The sequence below is a fragment of the Pseudarthrobacter sp. AL07 genome (assembly GCF_029960665.1).
Lineage (GTDB): Bacteria > Actinomycetota > Actinomycetes > Actinomycetales > Micrococcaceae > Arthrobacter.
Window position 1 is genome coordinate 36,867 of the sequence record NZ_JASBRB010000002.1, and the last position, 15,976, is coordinate 52,842.

Annotated in this window: 17 protein-coding genes; 6 read left to right on the top strand and 11 right to left on the bottom strand. The window is 65.6% G+C overall.

Annotated elements, in window-relative coordinates; translation table 11 throughout:
- Positions 1-6 precede the first annotated feature (6 nt).
- From kynA to truB, 5 genes are all read right to left on the bottom strand, one after another.
- Positions 7-861, bottom strand: coding sequence for a tryptophan 2,3-dioxygenase (kynA, locus tag QK290_RS02170; RefSeq protein WP_282329110.1), 855 nt, complete (start codon positions 859-861; stop codon positions 7-9).
- Positions 862-901: 40 nt separating this feature from the next.
- Positions 902-1,885 (bottom strand): bifunctional riboflavin kinase/FAD synthetase, encoded by a 984-nt coding sequence (locus tag QK290_RS02175; RefSeq protein WP_282329111.1) that lies wholly within the window; start codon positions 1,883-1,885, stop codon positions 902-904.
- Between the two features lie 219 nt (positions 1,886-2,104).
- On the bottom strand, positions 2,105-2,572 hold the full coding sequence (locus QK290_RS02180; RefSeq protein ID WP_282329112.1) for a hypothetical protein: 468 nt from the start codon (positions 2,570-2,572) through the stop codon (positions 2,105-2,107).
- 1 nt (position 2,573) lies between these two features.
- Positions 2,574-2,927: a hypothetical protein gene (locus tag QK290_RS02185; RefSeq protein WP_282329113.1), complete on the bottom strand. Its 354-nt coding sequence runs from the start codon at positions 2,925-2,927 to the stop codon at positions 2,574-2,576.
- Positions 2,928-2,929: 2 nt separating this feature from the next.
- Entirely contained in the window at positions 2,930-3,868 is a 939-nt protein-coding gene (truB, locus tag QK290_RS02190) for a tRNA pseudouridine(55) synthase TruB (protein WP_282329114.1), read from the bottom strand.
- 91 nt (positions 3,869-3,959) lie between these two features.
- Here truB and QK290_RS02195 point away from each other — a divergent pair, with 91 nt between their 5' ends.
- A complete protein-coding gene (locus tag QK290_RS02195; RefSeq protein ID WP_282329115.1) occupies positions 3,960-5,126 on the top strand; it encodes a pyridoxal phosphate-dependent aminotransferase in 1,167 nt (388 codons plus the stop codon).
- A 12-nt stretch (positions 5,127-5,138) separates the two neighbouring features.
- Here QK290_RS02195 and QK290_RS02200 read toward each other — a convergent pair whose 3' ends face one another.
- On the bottom strand, positions 5,139-5,624 hold the full coding sequence (locus QK290_RS02200; protein ID WP_282329116.1) for a nucleoside deaminase: 486 nt from the start codon (positions 5,622-5,624) through the stop codon (positions 5,139-5,141).
- Positions 5,625-5,831: 207 nt separating this feature from the next.
- Here QK290_RS02200 and QK290_RS02205 point away from each other — a divergent pair, with 207 nt between their 5' ends.
- The gene (locus tag QK290_RS02205) at positions 5,832-6,470 is read left to right on the top strand and encodes a ScyD/ScyE family protein (RefSeq protein WP_282329117.1); all 639 of its coding nucleotides are present in this window, start codon (positions 5,832-5,834) and stop codon (positions 6,468-6,470) included.
- A 153-nt stretch (positions 6,471-6,623) separates the two neighbouring features.
- Positions 6,624-6,746 (top strand): hypothetical protein, encoded by a 123-nt coding sequence (locus QK290_RS02210; protein ID WP_282329118.1) that lies wholly within the window; start codon positions 6,624-6,626, stop codon positions 6,744-6,746.
- A gap of 156 nt (positions 6,747-6,902) precedes the next feature.
- Here QK290_RS02210 and rbfA read toward each other — a convergent pair whose 3' ends face one another.
- From rbfA to rimP, 5 genes are all read right to left on the bottom strand, one after another.
- Positions 6,903-7,412 carry a 30S ribosome-binding factor RbfA gene (rbfA, locus tag QK290_RS02215; protein ID WP_185263105.1) on the bottom strand — a complete coding sequence of 170 codons (510 nt, stop codon included), beginning with the start codon at positions 7,410-7,412 and terminating at the stop codon, positions 6,903-6,905.
- A 249-nt stretch (positions 7,413-7,661) separates the two neighbouring features.
- Positions 7,662-10,571 (bottom strand): translation initiation factor IF-2, encoded by a 2,910-nt coding sequence (gene infB, locus QK290_RS02220; protein WP_282329119.1) that lies wholly within the window; start codon positions 10,569-10,571, stop codon positions 7,662-7,664.
- A gap of 152 nt (positions 10,572-10,723) precedes the next feature.
- Positions 10,724-11,101, bottom strand: coding sequence for a YlxR family protein (locus QK290_RS02225; protein ID WP_141139999.1), 378 nt, complete (start codon positions 11,099-11,101; stop codon positions 10,724-10,726).
- A gap of 170 nt (positions 11,102-11,271) precedes the next feature.
- On the bottom strand, positions 11,272-12,252 hold the full coding sequence (gene nusA / locus QK290_RS02230) for a transcription termination factor NusA (protein WP_058929500.1): 981 nt from the start codon (positions 12,250-12,252) through the stop codon (positions 11,272-11,274).
- Positions 12,252-12,866, bottom strand: a complete 615-nt coding sequence (rimP, locus tag QK290_RS02235) for a ribosome maturation factor RimP (protein WP_282329120.1) — start codon at positions 12,864-12,866, stop codon at positions 12,252-12,254. The genes nusA and rimP overlap by 1 nt, the downstream gene beginning before the upstream one ends.
- A gap of 106 nt (positions 12,867-12,972) precedes the next feature.
- Between rimP and QK290_RS02240 the strand changes: the two genes are divergently transcribed.
- From QK290_RS02240 to QK290_RS02250, 3 genes are read left to right on the top strand one after another with little or no spacing between them, the layout of a single operon-like run.
- Complete coding sequence (locus QK290_RS02240; RefSeq protein ID WP_282329121.1) at positions 12,973-14,133, top strand: DUF4439 domain-containing protein; 1,161 nt, start codon at positions 12,973-12,975, stop codon at positions 14,131-14,133.
- 51 nt (positions 14,134-14,184) lie between these two features.
- Positions 14,185-14,913, top strand: a complete 729-nt coding sequence (locus tag QK290_RS02245; protein WP_252575297.1) for a VIT1/CCC1 transporter family protein — start codon at positions 14,185-14,187, stop codon at positions 14,911-14,913.
- The gene (locus QK290_RS02250; RefSeq protein WP_282329122.1) at positions 14,910-15,941 is read left to right on the top strand and encodes an aminoglycoside phosphotransferase family protein; all 1,032 of its coding nucleotides are present in this window, start codon (positions 14,910-14,912) and stop codon (positions 15,939-15,941) included. Before QK290_RS02245 ends, QK290_RS02250 begins: the two co-directional genes overlap by 4 nt.
- The last annotated feature ends 35 nt before the right edge of the window (positions 15,942-15,976 follow it).

Here is a 15,976-nt window from a genome sequence, read left to right on the forward strand (position 1 = left end):
CATTGCTCATTGGCCGATCTCCGTCCGTACCGCAAACAATTCAGGGAAGAAGGTGAGTTCAAGGGCCTTCTGCAGGAAGGCGGCGCCGCTGGATCCCCCGGTTCCCGTTTTCATCCCGATGGTCCGCTGGACAGTGCGGAGGTGCCGGAACCGCCAGAGCTGGAAATTATCTTCCAGGTCCACGAGTTCCTCGCAGGCCTCGTAGGCGCCCCAGTTAGCGGCCGCGTTTTCGTAGATGTGCTTGAACAGCGGTAACAGGTCGGGGCAGAACTCGTGGGCGCGGGTGACGTCCCGCTCCAGGATGGACTGCGGCACGTCGAAACCCTGCCGGGCCAGGTAGGCCAGGAACTCGTCGTAGATGCTGGGCGCGTTCAGCAACTCCTCCAACATGGCGTGCGCTTCCGGGTCCGATTCGAACACCGGCAGCATTTTGCGGTTCTTGTTGCCGAGGACAAACTCGACGGCCCGGTATTGGCTGGACTGGAAGCCGGAGGAGTTGCCCAGGAAACCGCGGAACTGGGAGTACTCCGTGGGCGTCAGCGTGGCCAGCACGGACCACTGCTCCGTCAGGGTTTTCTGAATGTGCTTGACCCGGGCGATGCCCTTAAGTGCGGAGCCGAGATCGTCTGCTCGCAGCCAGGTCGCGGCGCTGCGGAGCTCATGCAGGACCAGCTTCAGCCACAGCTCGGTGGTCTGGTGCTGGATGATGAACAGCAGCTCGTCGTGGTGCTCGGGTGTGCTGACCGGCTGCTGTGCACTGAGCAGGGTAGGCAGCTGAAGATAGGACGCGTAGCTCATCCGGGAACTGAAATCGCGGACAATGCCTTTGTCCAGTTTGCGGGTGTTCTTCTCGATGGCCACGGTGCTGCCTCTCTGGCTGTTCGTTGCGGGTGGGACCCGGTCAGTGCCGCACCAGGAGATCGTGGGCCTGAATAACGTCCAGACGCATCTGGTCAACAAGCGCCTCCGGCCCACGGTATGCCACCATGCCGCGGAGCCGCGCCACAAATTCGACCACTACTGTCTGGCCGTACAGATCGAAGTCCTCCACGGCCTCGTGCGGACGGTCGATCACATGGGCTTCGACCTGGCGGCTGACGCCGTCGAACGTGGGATTGGACCCCACCGAGATGGCCGCCGGCCAGCGCGTGCCGGCCTGGTCCACCAGCCAGCCGGCGTAAATTCCGTCGGCTGGGATGAACCCGCTGGCCTGGTGGGCAAGGTTGGCGGTGGGGAACCCGAGCACACGGCCGCGGGCGGCACCGTGGACAACCTCGCCGCGCATCCGGTGCGGTCGTCCCAGCACCGCCGCCGCGGTGGCGACGTCACCCTCCGCCAGTGCTTCGCGCACCCAGGTGGAGGAACAACGGCGGTCCGTTCCGCCGTCGTTGTGCAGCGGGTAACCTTCCGAACCGAACTCACTGATGACCTGGACGTCGAAGTCGAACTTTTCGCCCAACTGCTTCATGGTGTGAAGGTCACCGGAGTTGCCGCGGCCGAACCGGGAATCGTGACCGATCACCACATGGCTGGCGTGCAGGCTGTCCACCAGGACCTGGCTGACAAATTCCTCAGGGGTGAGGCTGGCCAGGTTCAGCGAGTACTTCATCACCAGAATGGCATCCAGGCCCAGCTCCCCCAATGCCACGAGTTTGTCCTGCAGGCCCATGATCATTTCGGGCGCGGACTCCGGGCGGTGGATCAGGGCAGGGTGCGGGTCAAAGGTGACGGCAACGGCTTTGGTCTTGTTGAGCCGCGCCGAGCGGATGAGCTCCGAGAGCACCTGCTGATGCCCGCGATGCACGCCGTCGAAGTTGCCAAAAGTGACAACGGAGGGACCAAAGTCCGCCGGGACCTCGGCCGGATCGTTCCAGATGTAGACCATCACCCTCGCCTTTTACTGCCTAAAAACTGACATCTCTCCGAACGCACCGGCGCCGGAACTCTCTAAGATTACCCGCATTCAAGATGGCTTCCACACGCCGCCAGGCCAACGGGCCGGCACTCGCGGACGTACCCGAAGGCTTACCGGCAGCCGCCGATCGCTGGTGCGGTGCAGCGCTGGTGCGGTGCAGCGCTGGTGCGGTGCAGCGCTGGTGCGGGATTACTGCCGGCGCGGCCGGCGCCGGTAAAGCCACACCAGTCCAAGGATCGGCAGCAGCAGCGGAATGAACGCGTACCCCCGGCCAAAAAGGGACCAGACGGTCTCATGCGGGAATGCCACCGAGTCGACGGCACTCAACGCCCCCACCACCAGCACACCGACAAGTTCCACCAGGACGGCGGCCAGGGAGATCCTGAACCAGGTGCGGCCGGGCTTGGCCAGGGACACGGTTGCCACCACGTAGACCAGCGCCGCGAAGGCGGACAGCAGGTATGCAAACGGAGCCTCGGAGAACTTCGTCAGGATCTGGTAGCCGGCGCGTGCGGTAGCCGAAATGGCAAATACTGCATAGACGGCGATAAGCAGACGTCCGGGGCCGGTGTTCCGGGTGTCCTTGCCGGCCTTGGCATCTGCCTTGGCACGGGATGCTTCCGAACGAGGTGCTTTCACGTTGCGTGCTTCTTCCATTTCAGTACCAGATCTGGTTCATGCGGGCGGCCATCACGAAGGCCGTGACACCGACGGCGGCGAGGACGAAGTTGCTCCAGCGGGTCCGTTCCAGGATGGACCAGTACACGGCCGCCGGCGGCAGGAGCATCGCAGTGGCCAGGTATCCCCAGAACTCCCAGGCTTCGCCGGCAATCGATTCGCCCGCGATAACCCTCACAATCGAGCCCACCAGGTAAACCAGCAGTGCCAGCTCGACGGCGGCAACAGAGAGGATGGTGAAATCGTTGGGGGCCTTTTTGAGGATGCCGGCACCGAGGCAGATCCCGCTGGAGAGCAGGCCGACCACCAGGATGATATAGAAGTAGGCGTCCATGCCTAGGCGTCCCCGCCCGCTGCTTTTCCGGGCGCACCATTGCCCGGCGCGAACACCAGTACTGGCTTGGCAAAGTTTCCGGAGTCCGCCAGAAGCGCCACGAGGCTGCCGTCGGGCGCGAACGCCGCCGCTGGGTGCTCAGTGGTGGCGGCCGCGGGATCGCCCGCTTCTGCTCCGGCCGCGATCCGGCGTCCGAAGGAAATTTCGGTGGTCTCCTCTGCCGTGAGTTCACGGTTGGGCATCAGCGCCCGGGCTGCCTGGGACATTTCCAGGACGTTAAGCTCTTCGGCCAGCTGTTCCAGCGTCCGGGCCTGGCCCAGAGAGTACGGGCCAACGTTGGTCCGGCGGAGGGCGGTCAAGTGGCCGCCCACTCCCAGCCCGTCGCCGAGGTCGCGGGCGAGGGCCCGGATGTAGGTGCCGGAGGAGCACTCCACCGTGACATCAATGTCCACAACGTCGCCGCCGGATTCCCGGTTGATGCCGTGAACTTCGAAGCGGTGGATAGTGACCGGGCGCGCCGCGAGCTTTACCTCTTCACCCGAGCGGACCCGGGCGTAGGCACGTTCGCCGTTGACCTTAATGGCGCTGACGCTGCTGGGCACCTGCTGGATGTCACCGGTGAGGGCGGCCACGCCGTCGTGGATTGCTTCGTCGGCGACGGCGGCGGCACTGGCGGCGGCAATCACGTCACCTTCTGCGTCGTCCGTGATGGTGGACTGGCCCAGCCGGATGGTTGCTGTGTACGTCTTGGACGTACCCACGATGTAGGTCAGGAGCCGGGTGGCCTTGTTGATGCCGACCACCAGGACGCCGGTAGCCATCGGATCGAGGGTGCCGGCGTGCCCCACTTTCCGGGTCCCGGCGAGACGCCGCATCCGACCAACCACATCATGGCTGGTCCATCCCTGCGGTTTGTCCACTATCACCAGTCCAGAAAGCACGCTTCCCAGTATATCGGCGCTGACCACCACCCCTGCCCACAAGCCCTGCACCCAACTCCAGCCCCCAACTCCGGCGGCTAGGATGGCATCCATGCCTGAGATTGCGGCGCACGCGCGCGACGTCCCCGTCAACCAGATCCGGGAAATCACCGAGGCCGCCTGGCATACCCCCGGGGCCATCGTCTTGAGCATCGGCGAACCGGGCTTCGCGCTCCCCCGCCACATCCTGGAATCCGGAATGGCGTGCCTCGACCGGGACGAGACCAACTACACGCCCAATGCCGGCATCCCGGCCCTCCGTGAAGCATTCGCCGCCAGGTTCCGCGAACGAGCCGGACTCGATACCAGCCTCGGAGCGGAGCGTGTCTACGTGGTGGACGGCGCGCAGCAGGGCCTGCACTTCGCCATGAGCCTCCTGCTCTCCCCCGGCGACGAGATCCTGATCCCCAACCCCGGCTACCCCACATTCGCCATGACCAGCCGGCTCCTGAATGCCGTACCCGTGGGTTACCCGCTGTATCCCGAGCATGACTTCCAGCCGCGGATCCATGACATTGAGGCGCTCATCACGGACCGGACCCGGGTGCTCATCCTGAACTCCCCGTCCAACCCCCTGGGCGCTGTCCTAGGCGGGGACCTGACCCGCCAGCTGGTGGACCTTGCCCGCAAGTATGATCTTTGGATCATTTCCGACGAATGCTACGAGGCCTTCACCTACGACGTCCCCCACGTCGGCCCGGCCCGCTTCGACAGCGACGTCCCCGGCGAAGCGCGGGTATTCACGTCACTGACTCTCTCCAAGACGTACGGCCTGACCGGGCTGAGGATCGGTGCCCTGGTCTGTCCGCCGGGGCTGGAACAGAAGATGAACAACGTGATGGAGGCGATTGTCTCCTGCGTTGCCTCCCCGTCGCAGTATGCGGCGCTGGCGGCGCTGACAGGTCCGCAGGATTACGTCCGTCACGCCCATGACCACTACCGGGGCAACCGGGACGCTGCCTCAGCCGTGCTGGAGGCCAAGGGAATCCCGTACCTGAGTGCCCAGGGAGCCTTCTATCTTTGGGCCGACGTCTCCCATGTCAGCGACGGGGACGTCCGCAGCTGGGCCCGCAGGTTCCTGGCCGATTCCGGCGTCGCGTTCGCGCCGGGAACCGCCTTTGGCTCGATTGGCGAAGGCTGGGTACGGATCGCGCTGTGTGGTGCCCGCGAGGATCTGGTCGATGGCGTCGGCAGGCTGCCTGAACGCCAGGATTCATGATCCGGTACCTGGTTAGTAATCCTTGCGTTTCGTGTTGCGGCGCCACGCGTCAAACGGAGCGTCCGACGCCGGAATGGCGGCTTGGGCGACCGGCAGCAGTTCCGGACGTGTGCCGTTGAAATACTCGTAGAACACGGCGTCGTCAAAACCGGCAGCGGCTGCACCATGGCGGTCGGCCGCAAAATAAACTCGATCGATCCGCGCCCACAAAGCGGCGGACAGGCAGAGCGGGCACGGCTCACAGCTGGCGTAGAGCACGGCGCCGCTCAAGTCGAACGTGGCGCCTGCGGCTGCCGCAGCGCGGATTGCCACCACTTCGGCATGCGCGGTGGGGTCGTTGTCCCGGGTGACCCGGTTGATGCCTTCATGGACCCGCCCATCCGGGGTTACCACCAGCGCACCAAACGGGCCGCCGCCGTCGGAGACGTTCCGGACAGCCAGCTCAATGGCCTGTTCCAGGTAGCGGGTGGCCTCGTGGTTGTCGCTCGCCTGCGTCATATCTAGATCCTAGCCACGACCCAGGATTTCCGGTTCAAAAAACGGAGCTCACAAAAGGAAATTTCCGTCGACGAAGCCCGCCCGGAGGACTATTCTGGCGCCCGGGGGCTGTTAATGCCATATCCACTTGGTCTCATTGCTCAGCCCCGTCCGCGGGGTGGCGAAAGCTACTCACCGCCAGAGCCGAAGATCCTGGCCGAAGGGCTGATGACTCCTTTGAGCCTCGCCGTCGGTAGAGGCGGCTCTGTCCTGGTCACCCAGAATTATGCGGGCCGGCTTGACCGCGTGAAGGATGGCCGCCAAGTCGCCAACGTCTACACGAAGTCGGATTGGGACGTCGGCGGTGTTGAAACCAAACGCGGGACGACCTATTTCGTGGCGAGCGTGGACGGTGGTAGAGGCAATCCCGATGCGCTTGAGGGCTACCTGAAGTCGATCGACTCATCAGGTGACGTAAGGACCATTGCCGATCTCGCGAGCTATGAACGCGCCCAGAATCCGGATGGTGACCAGGAGTATGGCTTCGGTTCCGATGTCTCAGCTGAGTGCCGGCAGCAATGGCCCGCTTTCCCGCCGGCCCGGTACACGGGTGCCCTTGATTCCCATCCCTATGCTCCGGCAGTCAAGGGGTCCACTGTTTATGTTGCTGACGCCGGCATGAATGCCATCCTCAAAGCCGATGCCGATTCCGGTGACGTCTCGACTATCGCTGTCTTGCCGCCACGGCCTCCCGTCGTCCCTGCCGGCACCAGGATTCCCATAGATATGGCGGGCGGAACAGTTGAAGTCCCTGCGTGCGTCGTTGGCCACGAATACGCGTTTGAACCGGTGCCAACGGACGTGTAGATCGGCCCCGACGGCTCGCTGTATGTCTCCTCGCTCCCAGGCGGTCCCGAGGATCCTTCCCTGGGCGCCCGCGGCGCCATCTTCCGCATCAACCCCTTTACCGGCACAACACGCCTGTGAGCAGAGAATATCCTGGGCCCCACCGGCATCGCAGTGTCCGACAGCGGGGATGTCTACGCAGCCTCGCTGTTCGGCAACGAGATTGTGAAGATCGATGCCTGGACCCGTGAGGCTTCACAGTTCCTGCTGTGGACGGTCCTGCGGCCGTCGAACTGAGAGGGAAAACCCTGTACGCCACGGCCGGCTTCAGCTTCGCTGACCTCACCGCCGGAACGGTCCTGAAGGCCAGTATCCGGTAGGAAACGCAGGGAACATCCCGCCGACGAAAAAGACCCGGACCCAACTTCGGGTCCGGGCCTTCTTCGCGTGAAGCTACTTGTTGGCGTCTTCGTCGAGGTCTTCGTCGTCGGTGAGGTCAATATCCTCTTCGTCGAAGTCGTCCTCGTCGATCTCCACATCGGCGGGAATGTCGCTCTTATACGGATCGGCGTCGCCGGCGTGCTTGGCGTTTTCGGCCAGGGCAGCCACCTCGGCGTCGCGCTTCTTGGCGGCCCGGAGCAGTTCCTCCAGGTTCGAGGCAACGACGGGGATCTGGTCCGCGACGAATTCCAGCGTCGGTGTCAGGCGGACAGTCACGTTGCGCCCCACCTCCTGGCGGAGCACACCCTTGGCCTTCTCCAGGCCCTTGGCAGCATCAGCCTGGATCGCCTGGTCGCCGAAAACGGTGTAGTAGATCGTGGCATGCTGCAGATCATTGGTCACCCGGGCATCGGTAACAGTGATGCCCTCCAGCCGAGGATCCTTAACCTTCCGGCCCAAAGCCTCAGCAACAACAACCTTAATCCGCTGCGCCAATTTGGCAGCCCGTGCGGGATCAGCCATTTCCACTCCTAAAAATTTTGGATGTACGACGGCGGCCACTTGGGCGACTGTCGCACTCATCTTGGATTCATTGCCACGCACTAACGGCGAGTTCACGACGGACCCGCGTTGGGTTTTTCCGGCGGCCTGGGAGTGGCATCGGGCCTGCCGAAGCTGGGCGGCAAGGGATCGCAGATCCCATGCCGCCCAGCGTAGGGGCGGGGCCGCCGGGAAAACCCAACGGCCCCGCACCTGTAACGCTAAGACAACCTAGACGCGCGGCTTTTCGCGCATCTCGAAGGTCTCGATGATGTCGCCCTCGGTGATGTCGTTGAACGAACCAAGGCCAATACCACACTCGAAGTCCGTGCGGACCTCAGTGGCGTCGTCCTTGAAGCGCTTGAGCGTCTCAACGGTGAGGTTGTCACCGATGGTCTTGCCGTCGCGGCTGATGCGGGCCTTCGTGTTGCGTCGGATGATGCCCGAGCGAACGATGGAACCGGCGATGTTTCCGAACTTGGAAGAGCGGAAGACTTCGCGGACCTCGGCGGTGCCCAGCTGGACTTCTTCGTACTCCGGCTTGAGCATGCCCTTGAGGGCCATCTCGATGTCATCGATTGCTGCGTAGATGACGGAGTAGAAGCGCATGTCCACGCCTTCGCGGTCTGCCAGTTCGGCAACCCGCTCGGCAGGCTTGACGTTGAAGCCGATGATAACGGCGCTGTCGACCGTTGCCAGGTTGACGTCGTTCTGCGTGATAGCACCAACGCCGCGGTGGATGACGCGCAGCTGCACGCCTTCGCCGACGTCGATCTTGAGCAGTGCGTCTTCGAGGGCTTCCACGGCACCGGACACGTCACCCTTGAGGATGAGGTTGAGGGTGTCGATCTTGCCGTCGGCCACGGCCTGGTCGAAGTCTTCCAGGCTGATGCGCTTGCGGCGCTTGGCGAGGGCGGCGTTGCGGTCGGCTGCTTCACGCTTCTCGGCGATCTGGCGGGCGGTGCGCTCGTCAGCGGTCACAAAGAAGGTGTCGCCGGCGCGCGGCACGTTGGACAGACCCAGAACCTGCACGGGGCGGGACGGGCCGGCCTCGGTCAGGACACTGCCGTCGTCGTCGAACATGGCGCGGACGCGGCCGTGGGCCGTACCGGCCACGATCGTGTCACCGACACGCAAGGTGCCGGACTGCACCAGGACGGTTGCCACGGAACCGCGGCCCTTGTCCAGGTTGGCTTCGATCGCGATACCGCGGGCGTCCTTGTTCGGGTTGGCGCGCATGTCCAGGGCAGCGTCCGCGGTGAGCAGGACAGCCTCGAGCAGCTCGTCAATGTTGAGGTCCTGGCGGGCAGAGACCTCCACGAACATGGTGTCGCCACCGTATTCTTCGGGAACCAGACCGTACTCGGTCAGCTGGCCGCGGACCTTCTCCGGGTTGGCGCCTTCCTTGTCGATCTTGTTCACAGCCACCACGATCGGCACATTTGCTGCCTGCGCGTGGTTGAGTGCCTCAACGGTCTGCGGCATTACGCCGTCGTCCGCTGCGACCACCAGGATGGCGATGTCGGTGACCTTCGCACCACGGGCACGCATGGCGGTGAACGCCTCGTGGCCCGGAGTATCGATGAAGGTGATCTTACGATCGATGTCTTCGTGGGTGTGCGTGACCTGGTAAGCACCGATGTGCTGCGTGATGCCGCCGTGCTCGCCCGCCATAACGTCGGACTTGCGAATGGCATCGAGCAGACGGGTTTTACCGTGGTCAACGTGGCCCATGACGGTGACCACTGGAGGACGTGCCTCGAGGTCGTCATCGCCTTCGGCTTCGAGCTCTGCTTCGAAGTCGATGTCGAAGCCGGAGAGCAGCTCGCGCTCCTCGTCCTCCGGCGACACAACCTGGAGCTTGTAGCCAAGCTCCTCGCCGAGCAGCGCGAAGGTCTCTTCATCCAGCGACTGCGTGGCCGTGGCCATTTCACCGAGGTGGAAGAGGACCGTCACCAGTGCTGCGGGGTTTGCCTCGATCTTGTCGGCAAAGTCCGTGATGGACGAGCCACGGCGAAGCCGGACTACGGTGTTGCCGTCGCCGCGGGGTACGCTCACGCCACCCAGCGACGGAGCACTCATCTGTTCGAGTTCCTGGCGCTTGGCACGCTTCGACTTGCGCTGCTTGCCACGGCCTGCGCCGCCCTTACCGAAGGCGCCCTGGGTGCCACCGCGACCGCGGCCACCCTTGCCGAAGCCGCCGCCGGCCGGAGCGCCGCCACCGGCACCCGGAGCTCCACCGGTACCCGGAGCGCCACCTGGACGTCCGGGACCGCGTGCGCCGCCACCGGGACGTCCTGCACCAGCAGGTGCGGGACGCTCGGTGCGGTTGGGCATCATCCCCGGCGTGGGCCGGTTTCCACCGGCACCCGCGGGACGGGGTGCACCCGGGCGGGGTCCACCCGAGCCAGCAGCCGGACGGGGGCCACCGGCACCGGCTGCGGGACGCGGACCACCCGGACGGGGGCCACCGGCACCGGCCGCGGGACGCGGACCACCCGGACGGTCGCCGTCGGGGCGGCCACCCGCGCGGGGCATGCCCTGAGAAGGAGCGAACGGGTTGTTACCCGGACGGGGAGCACGCTCGCCGTCGCCACCGCGGCCGCGGGGCATGCCCTGGGACGTGGCGAACGGGTTGTTGCCCGGACGGGGACCGCCGGGACGCGGTGCGGAGCCGCCCTGCGAACCACCCTGCGCTGATCCGCCGGAGCGGGTCGGCGCAGCCGGGGTTTCAGCCTTCGGTGCCGGACGGGCACCGGGCTTGGCGCCGGTGGACGGTGCACTTGCAGCCGGGGCTGACGCAGCTGGTGCAGCCGGGGCTGAAGGGGCCGCGGAAACGGAAGCGGGTGCAGCCGGAGCCGCAGCAGCTGGTGCTGCCGGGGCTGAGGGAGCTGCGGGGCCCGGAGCGGGTGCTGCGGGTCGTGTGTCGGCCGACGGGGCAGGCGCCTTGGGCGCGGCTGCCGGAGCTGCGGTCTTAGCAGCTGCGTCGGGGTAGGCGTTGCGGAGCTTCCGCACCACCGGGGCCTCAATGGTTGAAGAGGCAGAGCGAACGAATTCGCCCAGTTCCTGCAGTTTGGTTACTGCATCTTTGGAAGTAATACCGAGCTCTTTAGCAAGCTCATGTACGCGGACCTTGGCCACATTTCTCCTGTCTCGGTCCGCACCGAGCCAGGCACGAACCGTCTACTTCTTACTGCGGGCCCCAGCCGCGGTTGCAACTACAGGGCCCATTGCAGAGCGCAACAAAGTTGTCATCGTTGCGCACTCATCGCTGGGAACTCATCGGGTTTCCATCAGTTTTCTGACCCGCTTTCAGGTTGGACGGTTTTTGCTGCAGCTACCAGGGGTACCTGCAACGGGCCGGCGTCCTGCTTGCCTGCCATGATCCGGCGTTCGACGGCGGTGGACCCGGTTGCACCGTTGAGGGCCCTTCCGAATGCTCGCCGCTTGACCGCCAGGGCCAGGCACGCTTCGCTGGGGTGCAGCCATGCACCCCTGCCAGCCATCCGGCGTCGTTCGTCTACCAGCACTGCGGTGGAACCGCTGCCTTCGGCGACGAGCCGGAGTAACTCAGACCGCGGTGCCTTTTTCCGGCATCCGATGCAGGTACGCTGCGGTTGATCCTCGGTGTGAAGCACTTCTGCCACGGTGAGTATCTTCCTGACGTTCATAACTGCCGGCCCCGAGGACCCAACCGCATCGGCGGAACGGGAATACTCAGGGCACACGAATACCGGCCGTTAGGCGCGGTCATGTCTATTCTAGCCCCTCGGGGCAGTTCTGCCCGAAACCGGGGCTTCGCCCGAAGGCATCCGCCGCCGGCCGCCGCCCCGGAACCGGATTAGCTTTCGCGCGCCGGGGCCGCGTCCGAGACGATATCGATCCGCCAGCCCGTCAGCTTGGCCGCCAGCCGGGCGTTCTGGCCCTCTTTGCCGATGGCCAGCGAGAGCTGGTAGTCCGGGACCACCACACGCGCGGAGCGGGTGGCCTCGTCCACGATGGTGACCGAATTCACACGCGAGGGGGAAAGTGCACTGGCAATAAACGTTGCCGGATCCTCGCTGAAGTCGACAATGTCGATTTTTTCGTCGTTCAGTTCCGTCATAACGGCGCGGACGCGGGAACCCATTTCGCCGATGCAGGCGCCCTTGGCGTTGATGCCCTGGGTGTGGGCCTTGACCGCGATCTTGGTACGGTGGCCGGCCTCGCGGGCCAGTGCCACGATCTCCACCGAGCGGTCCGCGATCTCCGGGACCTCCAGTTCGAAGAGCTTCCGGACGAGGCCCGGGTGTGAACGGGACAGCGTGACGGACGGGCCCTTGGTGCCGCGGTGGACGTCGATAACGATGGCGCGGAGCCGGTTGCCGTGGATGTACTTCTCCCCCGGCACCTGTTCGGGCGGCGGCAGCAGGGCCTCCACCGAACCCAGGTTGACCTGAATCATGTGCGGGTTGTTGCCCTGCTGGATCAGGCCGGCCACAAGTTCGCCCTCGCGGCCCTTGAACTCACCCAGGATGGCGTCGTCCTCGACGTCGCGCAGGCGCTGGAGGATGATCTGGCGTGCGGTGCTCGCGGCAATACGGCCGAAGCCGGCAGGCGTGTCCTCAAACTCGCCAATGGGGGCGCCGTCGTCGTCGATCTCCACTGCCCAGATGGTCACGTGGCCGCTCTTGCGGTCCAGCTCGGCCCGGGCCTTTTCAAAGGCGCCGGGCGATTTGTGGTATGCCACCAGGAGCGCCTGCTCGATGGTGGGGATCAGGAGGTCCAGCGGAATTTCGCGCTCACGCTCCAGAAGTCTCAGCGCGCTCATGTCAATATCCATCAGGCCTCCTCAGAAGGTCCATTGTGCTCAGGTTCCAGACCAGCTTCTTCGAGGTGGCTGAATTCGATCTCGACTTTTCCGTTGCGGATCCTGTCGAAAGGAAGAATCTGGGGCTCGCCCTGCTTGGGCTTCATGCCCTTCTTGACGGCGATCTCCGGGATGATGGTGACGCCGGAATCGTCCACGGACTGGACCCTGCCGGTGACGTTTTCGCCCTGGATAACGTTAACCTTGACCATCCGGCCCCGGGCACGGTGCCAGTGCCGGACTTCGGTGAGGGGACGCGCGACACCCGGGGAGGAAACCTCGAGGTCGTAGGGGCGCCCGTCGTCCGCTGGATCATTATCCAGGACATCGGAGAGGATCCTGGAGATGTCAGCAATGACATCAAGGTTCACGCCGCCGGTTTCCTCCTGCGGCAGGTCGACCACCACGTGGACCACGCGGTGCGAACCCGCCATGATGGATACGTCCTCGAGGTACAGGCGGTTGGCCTGCACCGCCGGTTCCAGCAGCGCCCGGAGCCTGGTGGCTTCGGGATTGTTGGCGGGCGCAGCAACAGCGGTACCCGTTCCGGTAGCGTCTGATGAAGTCGTGGCTTCTGCATTGCTCACGATGCCGGCCGCCTTCCAATAGATGATGTTGTGACTACTAGCGTAACGATTTTCCGGCCGCAGTGGTGCACGAAGAGCCGCATCAGGCGTGACAACATGGTCTGTTGTGAAAGACGACACGCAGGAGACCGGCCGCCACGGGCGCTATTTCCAGTACGCCGTTTTTGCGCTGGCCGCCCTTCTGGTGGCGAGCCTGGGATTCGTGCTCATTCCCCGCCAACCGCCCCCGCCTGCAGCGCCGCCGTTTTCCGAGCAAGCAAGGGCATCCGCGTTCGCTGATTCCCTGACCCTGAGGGCCGCGGGCCTGGACCTCGTAGACACTGCCGGCGCCACTGCGCCGGCCCCACAAGCTGCAGCCTTGTCCCGGGTTGTGACTTTGCTGACTGTGCAGGCCCGGGCCTTGATGCTGCCGGCTGATGCGGCCGGCGATCCTGCACTGGACGGCGCGCCTACTGACGCGGCCACCGCACTGGCCACGACGCCGCCCACCGACACGCCGCCGTCGACCACCGCAGACCTCGCCGCTGCCCTCCAGTCAAGCGGGGCACAGCGGCTCCAGGACGCCGAAACGGCCGACGGCGGCATGGCCCGCCTTCTCGCCGGCGCCGGTACCGCCCAGCTCCTGGCCGCGGAGGAGCTGGCCTCGGCGGCCGGGATCGCATTGGCACCGCTTCCGGTTGCCGGACCGTCCTCCCCGGCATCGCCGGCGGCCCCCACCCCTGCTACGGCTACAGCCGCCGCCAGCTGTGCCAGCGAAGCGGCGATCGCCGACGCAAGCACTGGCGCGGACCTCGGCTTGGCGCTTGCCTCTGCCGTTGCCGGCGAGCTGGAACTGGTCTACGCATACCAGGCCGCGCTGACCCGGCTTAACTCCGGGTCAGCTGCTCCGGCGTCGAACTTCCTGGCCCAGCACGGCGTCCTCCGTAGCGAAGCGGAGGCCATGGGCAGGTCCCGCTGCGCCGCGGTACCCCTGAGGCAGCCCGGCTATGCCCTGAGCCAGGCGTTCCTGGCAGACCCTGCGGCGGGGCTGGGAACACTGGAAGCAGAGACACTTCCGGTGCTCGGCGACGTGGTGGCCCTTAGCGAGGGACCCGAACGGGCATGGGCACTCTCGGCACTTCAGTCGGCGGTACGGCGGACCGTCCACTGGGGTGCGTCGCCAGGCCCGGTCCCCGGCCTGGTCCTGGACGAAACACTCCTGCCGCCACTGCCGGAGCCTGTATCAATTCCGGGAACTTCCACAACCAGCACTCCCGGCAATTCGTAGCCAAGGCACGGCACACTGGCCAGCCGCAGGCACTAATGCTTTGCTGGAGGCATGAACAGTGCCGGCGCCCCCGCCCTTCATGAGAACGAGCCCCACCAAAACGACGTCGCTCAGCGCCTGAACTGGTTGCGCGCCGGCGTGCTCGGTGCCAATGACGGCATCGTCTCGGTCGCCGCAATCGTCGTGGGAGTCGCCGGTGTAACCACACAGTCCGGACCGATCCTCGTCGCCGGCACGGCCGGTCTGGTGGGTGGTGCAGTATCCATGGCCCTGGGCGAGTACGTGTCCGTCAGCAGCCAGAAAGACAGCCAGCGGGCCCTGATCGAAAAGGAACGCCTGGAGCTGCAGGAACAGCCGGAGGAAGAGCTGGAGGAACTCGCGGCGATCTACCAGGGCAAGGGCCTGAGCCTGGACACAGCAAGGAAAGTGGCCCGGGAGCTGACAGCCCACGATGCCCTGGGCGCACACCTGTCCGCCGAACTGAACATCGACGAAACAGACATAGTGAGCCCGTGGAATGCAGCCTTTGCTTCAGCTGTTGCGTTCGTGACCGGCGCCATCCTGCCGATGGCCGCCATCCTCCTGCCGCCGGAAAACATCCGGGTCCCACTGACCTTCGCGGCCGTGCTGGTGGCCCTTGCCGCCACCGGGGCCCTGGGCGCCTGGATTGGCGGCGGCTCGAAGGTACGGGCCGCCGCCAGGGTGGTGGCGGGCGGGGCTTTGGCATTGGCTGCCACGTTCTCCATCGGCAACCTGCTCGGCGCAAGCGGCGTCCTGTGAGTGTCCAGATTGGCGTGCCGATCCCGCCAGCCCTTAGCGGGCGTTTCAGCCACAGTAGCGCGGGACGGGCCTGGCTTTCCTCCCTCCCGGGACTGGTGCAGGGGCGGCTGGAGCATTGGGGGCTGGCTGTTGACCTGGCAGCCGGCGCCCTCCCGTGGCATGGCCACGGCGGCGTCGTGGTTCCTGTCCGCCGGACGGACGGGACGCCCGCGGCGCTCAAGATCGCGTTTCCCCACGATGAGGCACGGGTGGAACGCCATGCGCTGGCGCTGTGGGGAGGCTCCGGCGCCGTCCGGCTGTTGGAATCCGACGCCGGAACGTGCGCCATGCTGCTTGAGCGGCTGAATGCGGACTCCTCGCTCCAGATCCTTCCGCTGGATCAAGCGGCGGCGGCCTGGGGCAGCACCATGCGGCAGTTGGGCCTGGTGCCGGACGGCCGGCCGCAGTGGCAGGAGTTCGACCACATCGCCGGGCGGGCCGAACAATGGAGCGATGACCTGCCCGCCGACTGGGAACAGCAGGGCCGCCCGTTCCCGCGCTGGCTACTGGAGGCGGCCCTGGAGGTCTGCCAGACCCGCGGCGCCGTGGGCCGCCGCTCGGGTCGCGATGTCCTGGTCCATACGGACCTGCATTTCCTGAACATCCTGGCCCGGCCCCAACCCAGCAGCGGAGGGCTCCCCGGGGAAGCATTCGTCGCCATCGACCCGCAGCCCATGATCGGCGAACCGGAGTTCGCGGTGGCACCGCTGCTGTGGAACCGTCTCGGCGACCTGCCCCGGAGCGATCCGGCAGGAGGGTTGAGGCGGCGTTGCCAGGACTTCAGCGCCGCGGCCGGACTCGATGCCGAGGCTTCCCGCCAGTGGGCAGTGGCACGCGAAGTGGAGAACGCCCTCTGCTACGCGTCCTTGCCGCGCCACCAAGGAGATCTTGCCCGGTCACTCTGGGTGGCCAGCACCCTTGCCGGGCGGACCCTCGCTGGTCTCCCCTCGGCGCACGCCCTGCCTGAGCCAGGACACGGCGACAGCTGAGCGATGGGTGGCTTCCCGATGGAACGGTGCCGCCA

Bases quoted from the DNA above. Each gene is read 5' to 3' on its own strand.
- QK290_RS02175 (WP_282329111.1), bottom strand. From the start codon at position 1,885: ATGGTCTACATCTGGAACGATCCGGCCGAGGTCCCGGCGGACTTTGGT.
- QK290_RS02180 (WP_282329112.1), bottom strand. From the start codon at position 2,572: ATGGAAGAAGCACGCAACGTGAAAGCACCTCGTTCGGAAGCATCCCGT.
- QK290_RS02185 (WP_282329113.1), bottom strand. From the start codon at position 2,927: ATGGACGCCTACTTCTATATCATCCTGGTGGTCGGCCTGCTCTCCAGC.
- QK290_RS02195 (WP_282329115.1), top strand. From the start codon at position 3,960: ATGCCTGAGATTGCGGCGCACGCGCGCGACGTCCCCGTCAACCAGATC.
- QK290_RS02200 (WP_282329116.1), bottom strand. From the start codon at position 5,624: ATGACGCAGGCGAGCGACAACCACGAGGCCACCCGCTACCTGGAACAG.
- QK290_RS02205 (WP_282329117.1), top strand. From the start codon at position 5,832: ATGACTCCTTTGAGCCTCGCCGTCGGTAGAGGCGGCTCTGTCCTGGTC.
- rbfA (WP_185263105.1), bottom strand. From the start codon at position 7,412: ATGGCTGATCCCGCACGGGCTGCCAAATTGGCGCAGCGGATTAAGGTT.
- QK290_RS02225 (WP_141139999.1), bottom strand. From the start codon at position 11,101: ATGAACGTCAGGAAGATACTCACCGTGGCAGAAGTGCTTCACACCGAG.
- nusA (WP_058929500.1), bottom strand. From the start codon at position 12,252: ATGGATATTGACATGAGCGCGCTGAGACTTCTGGAGCGTGAGCGCGAA.
- QK290_RS02245 (WP_252575297.1), top strand. From the start codon at position 14,185: ATGAACAGTGCCGGCGCCCCCGCCCTTCATGAGAACGAGCCCCACCAA.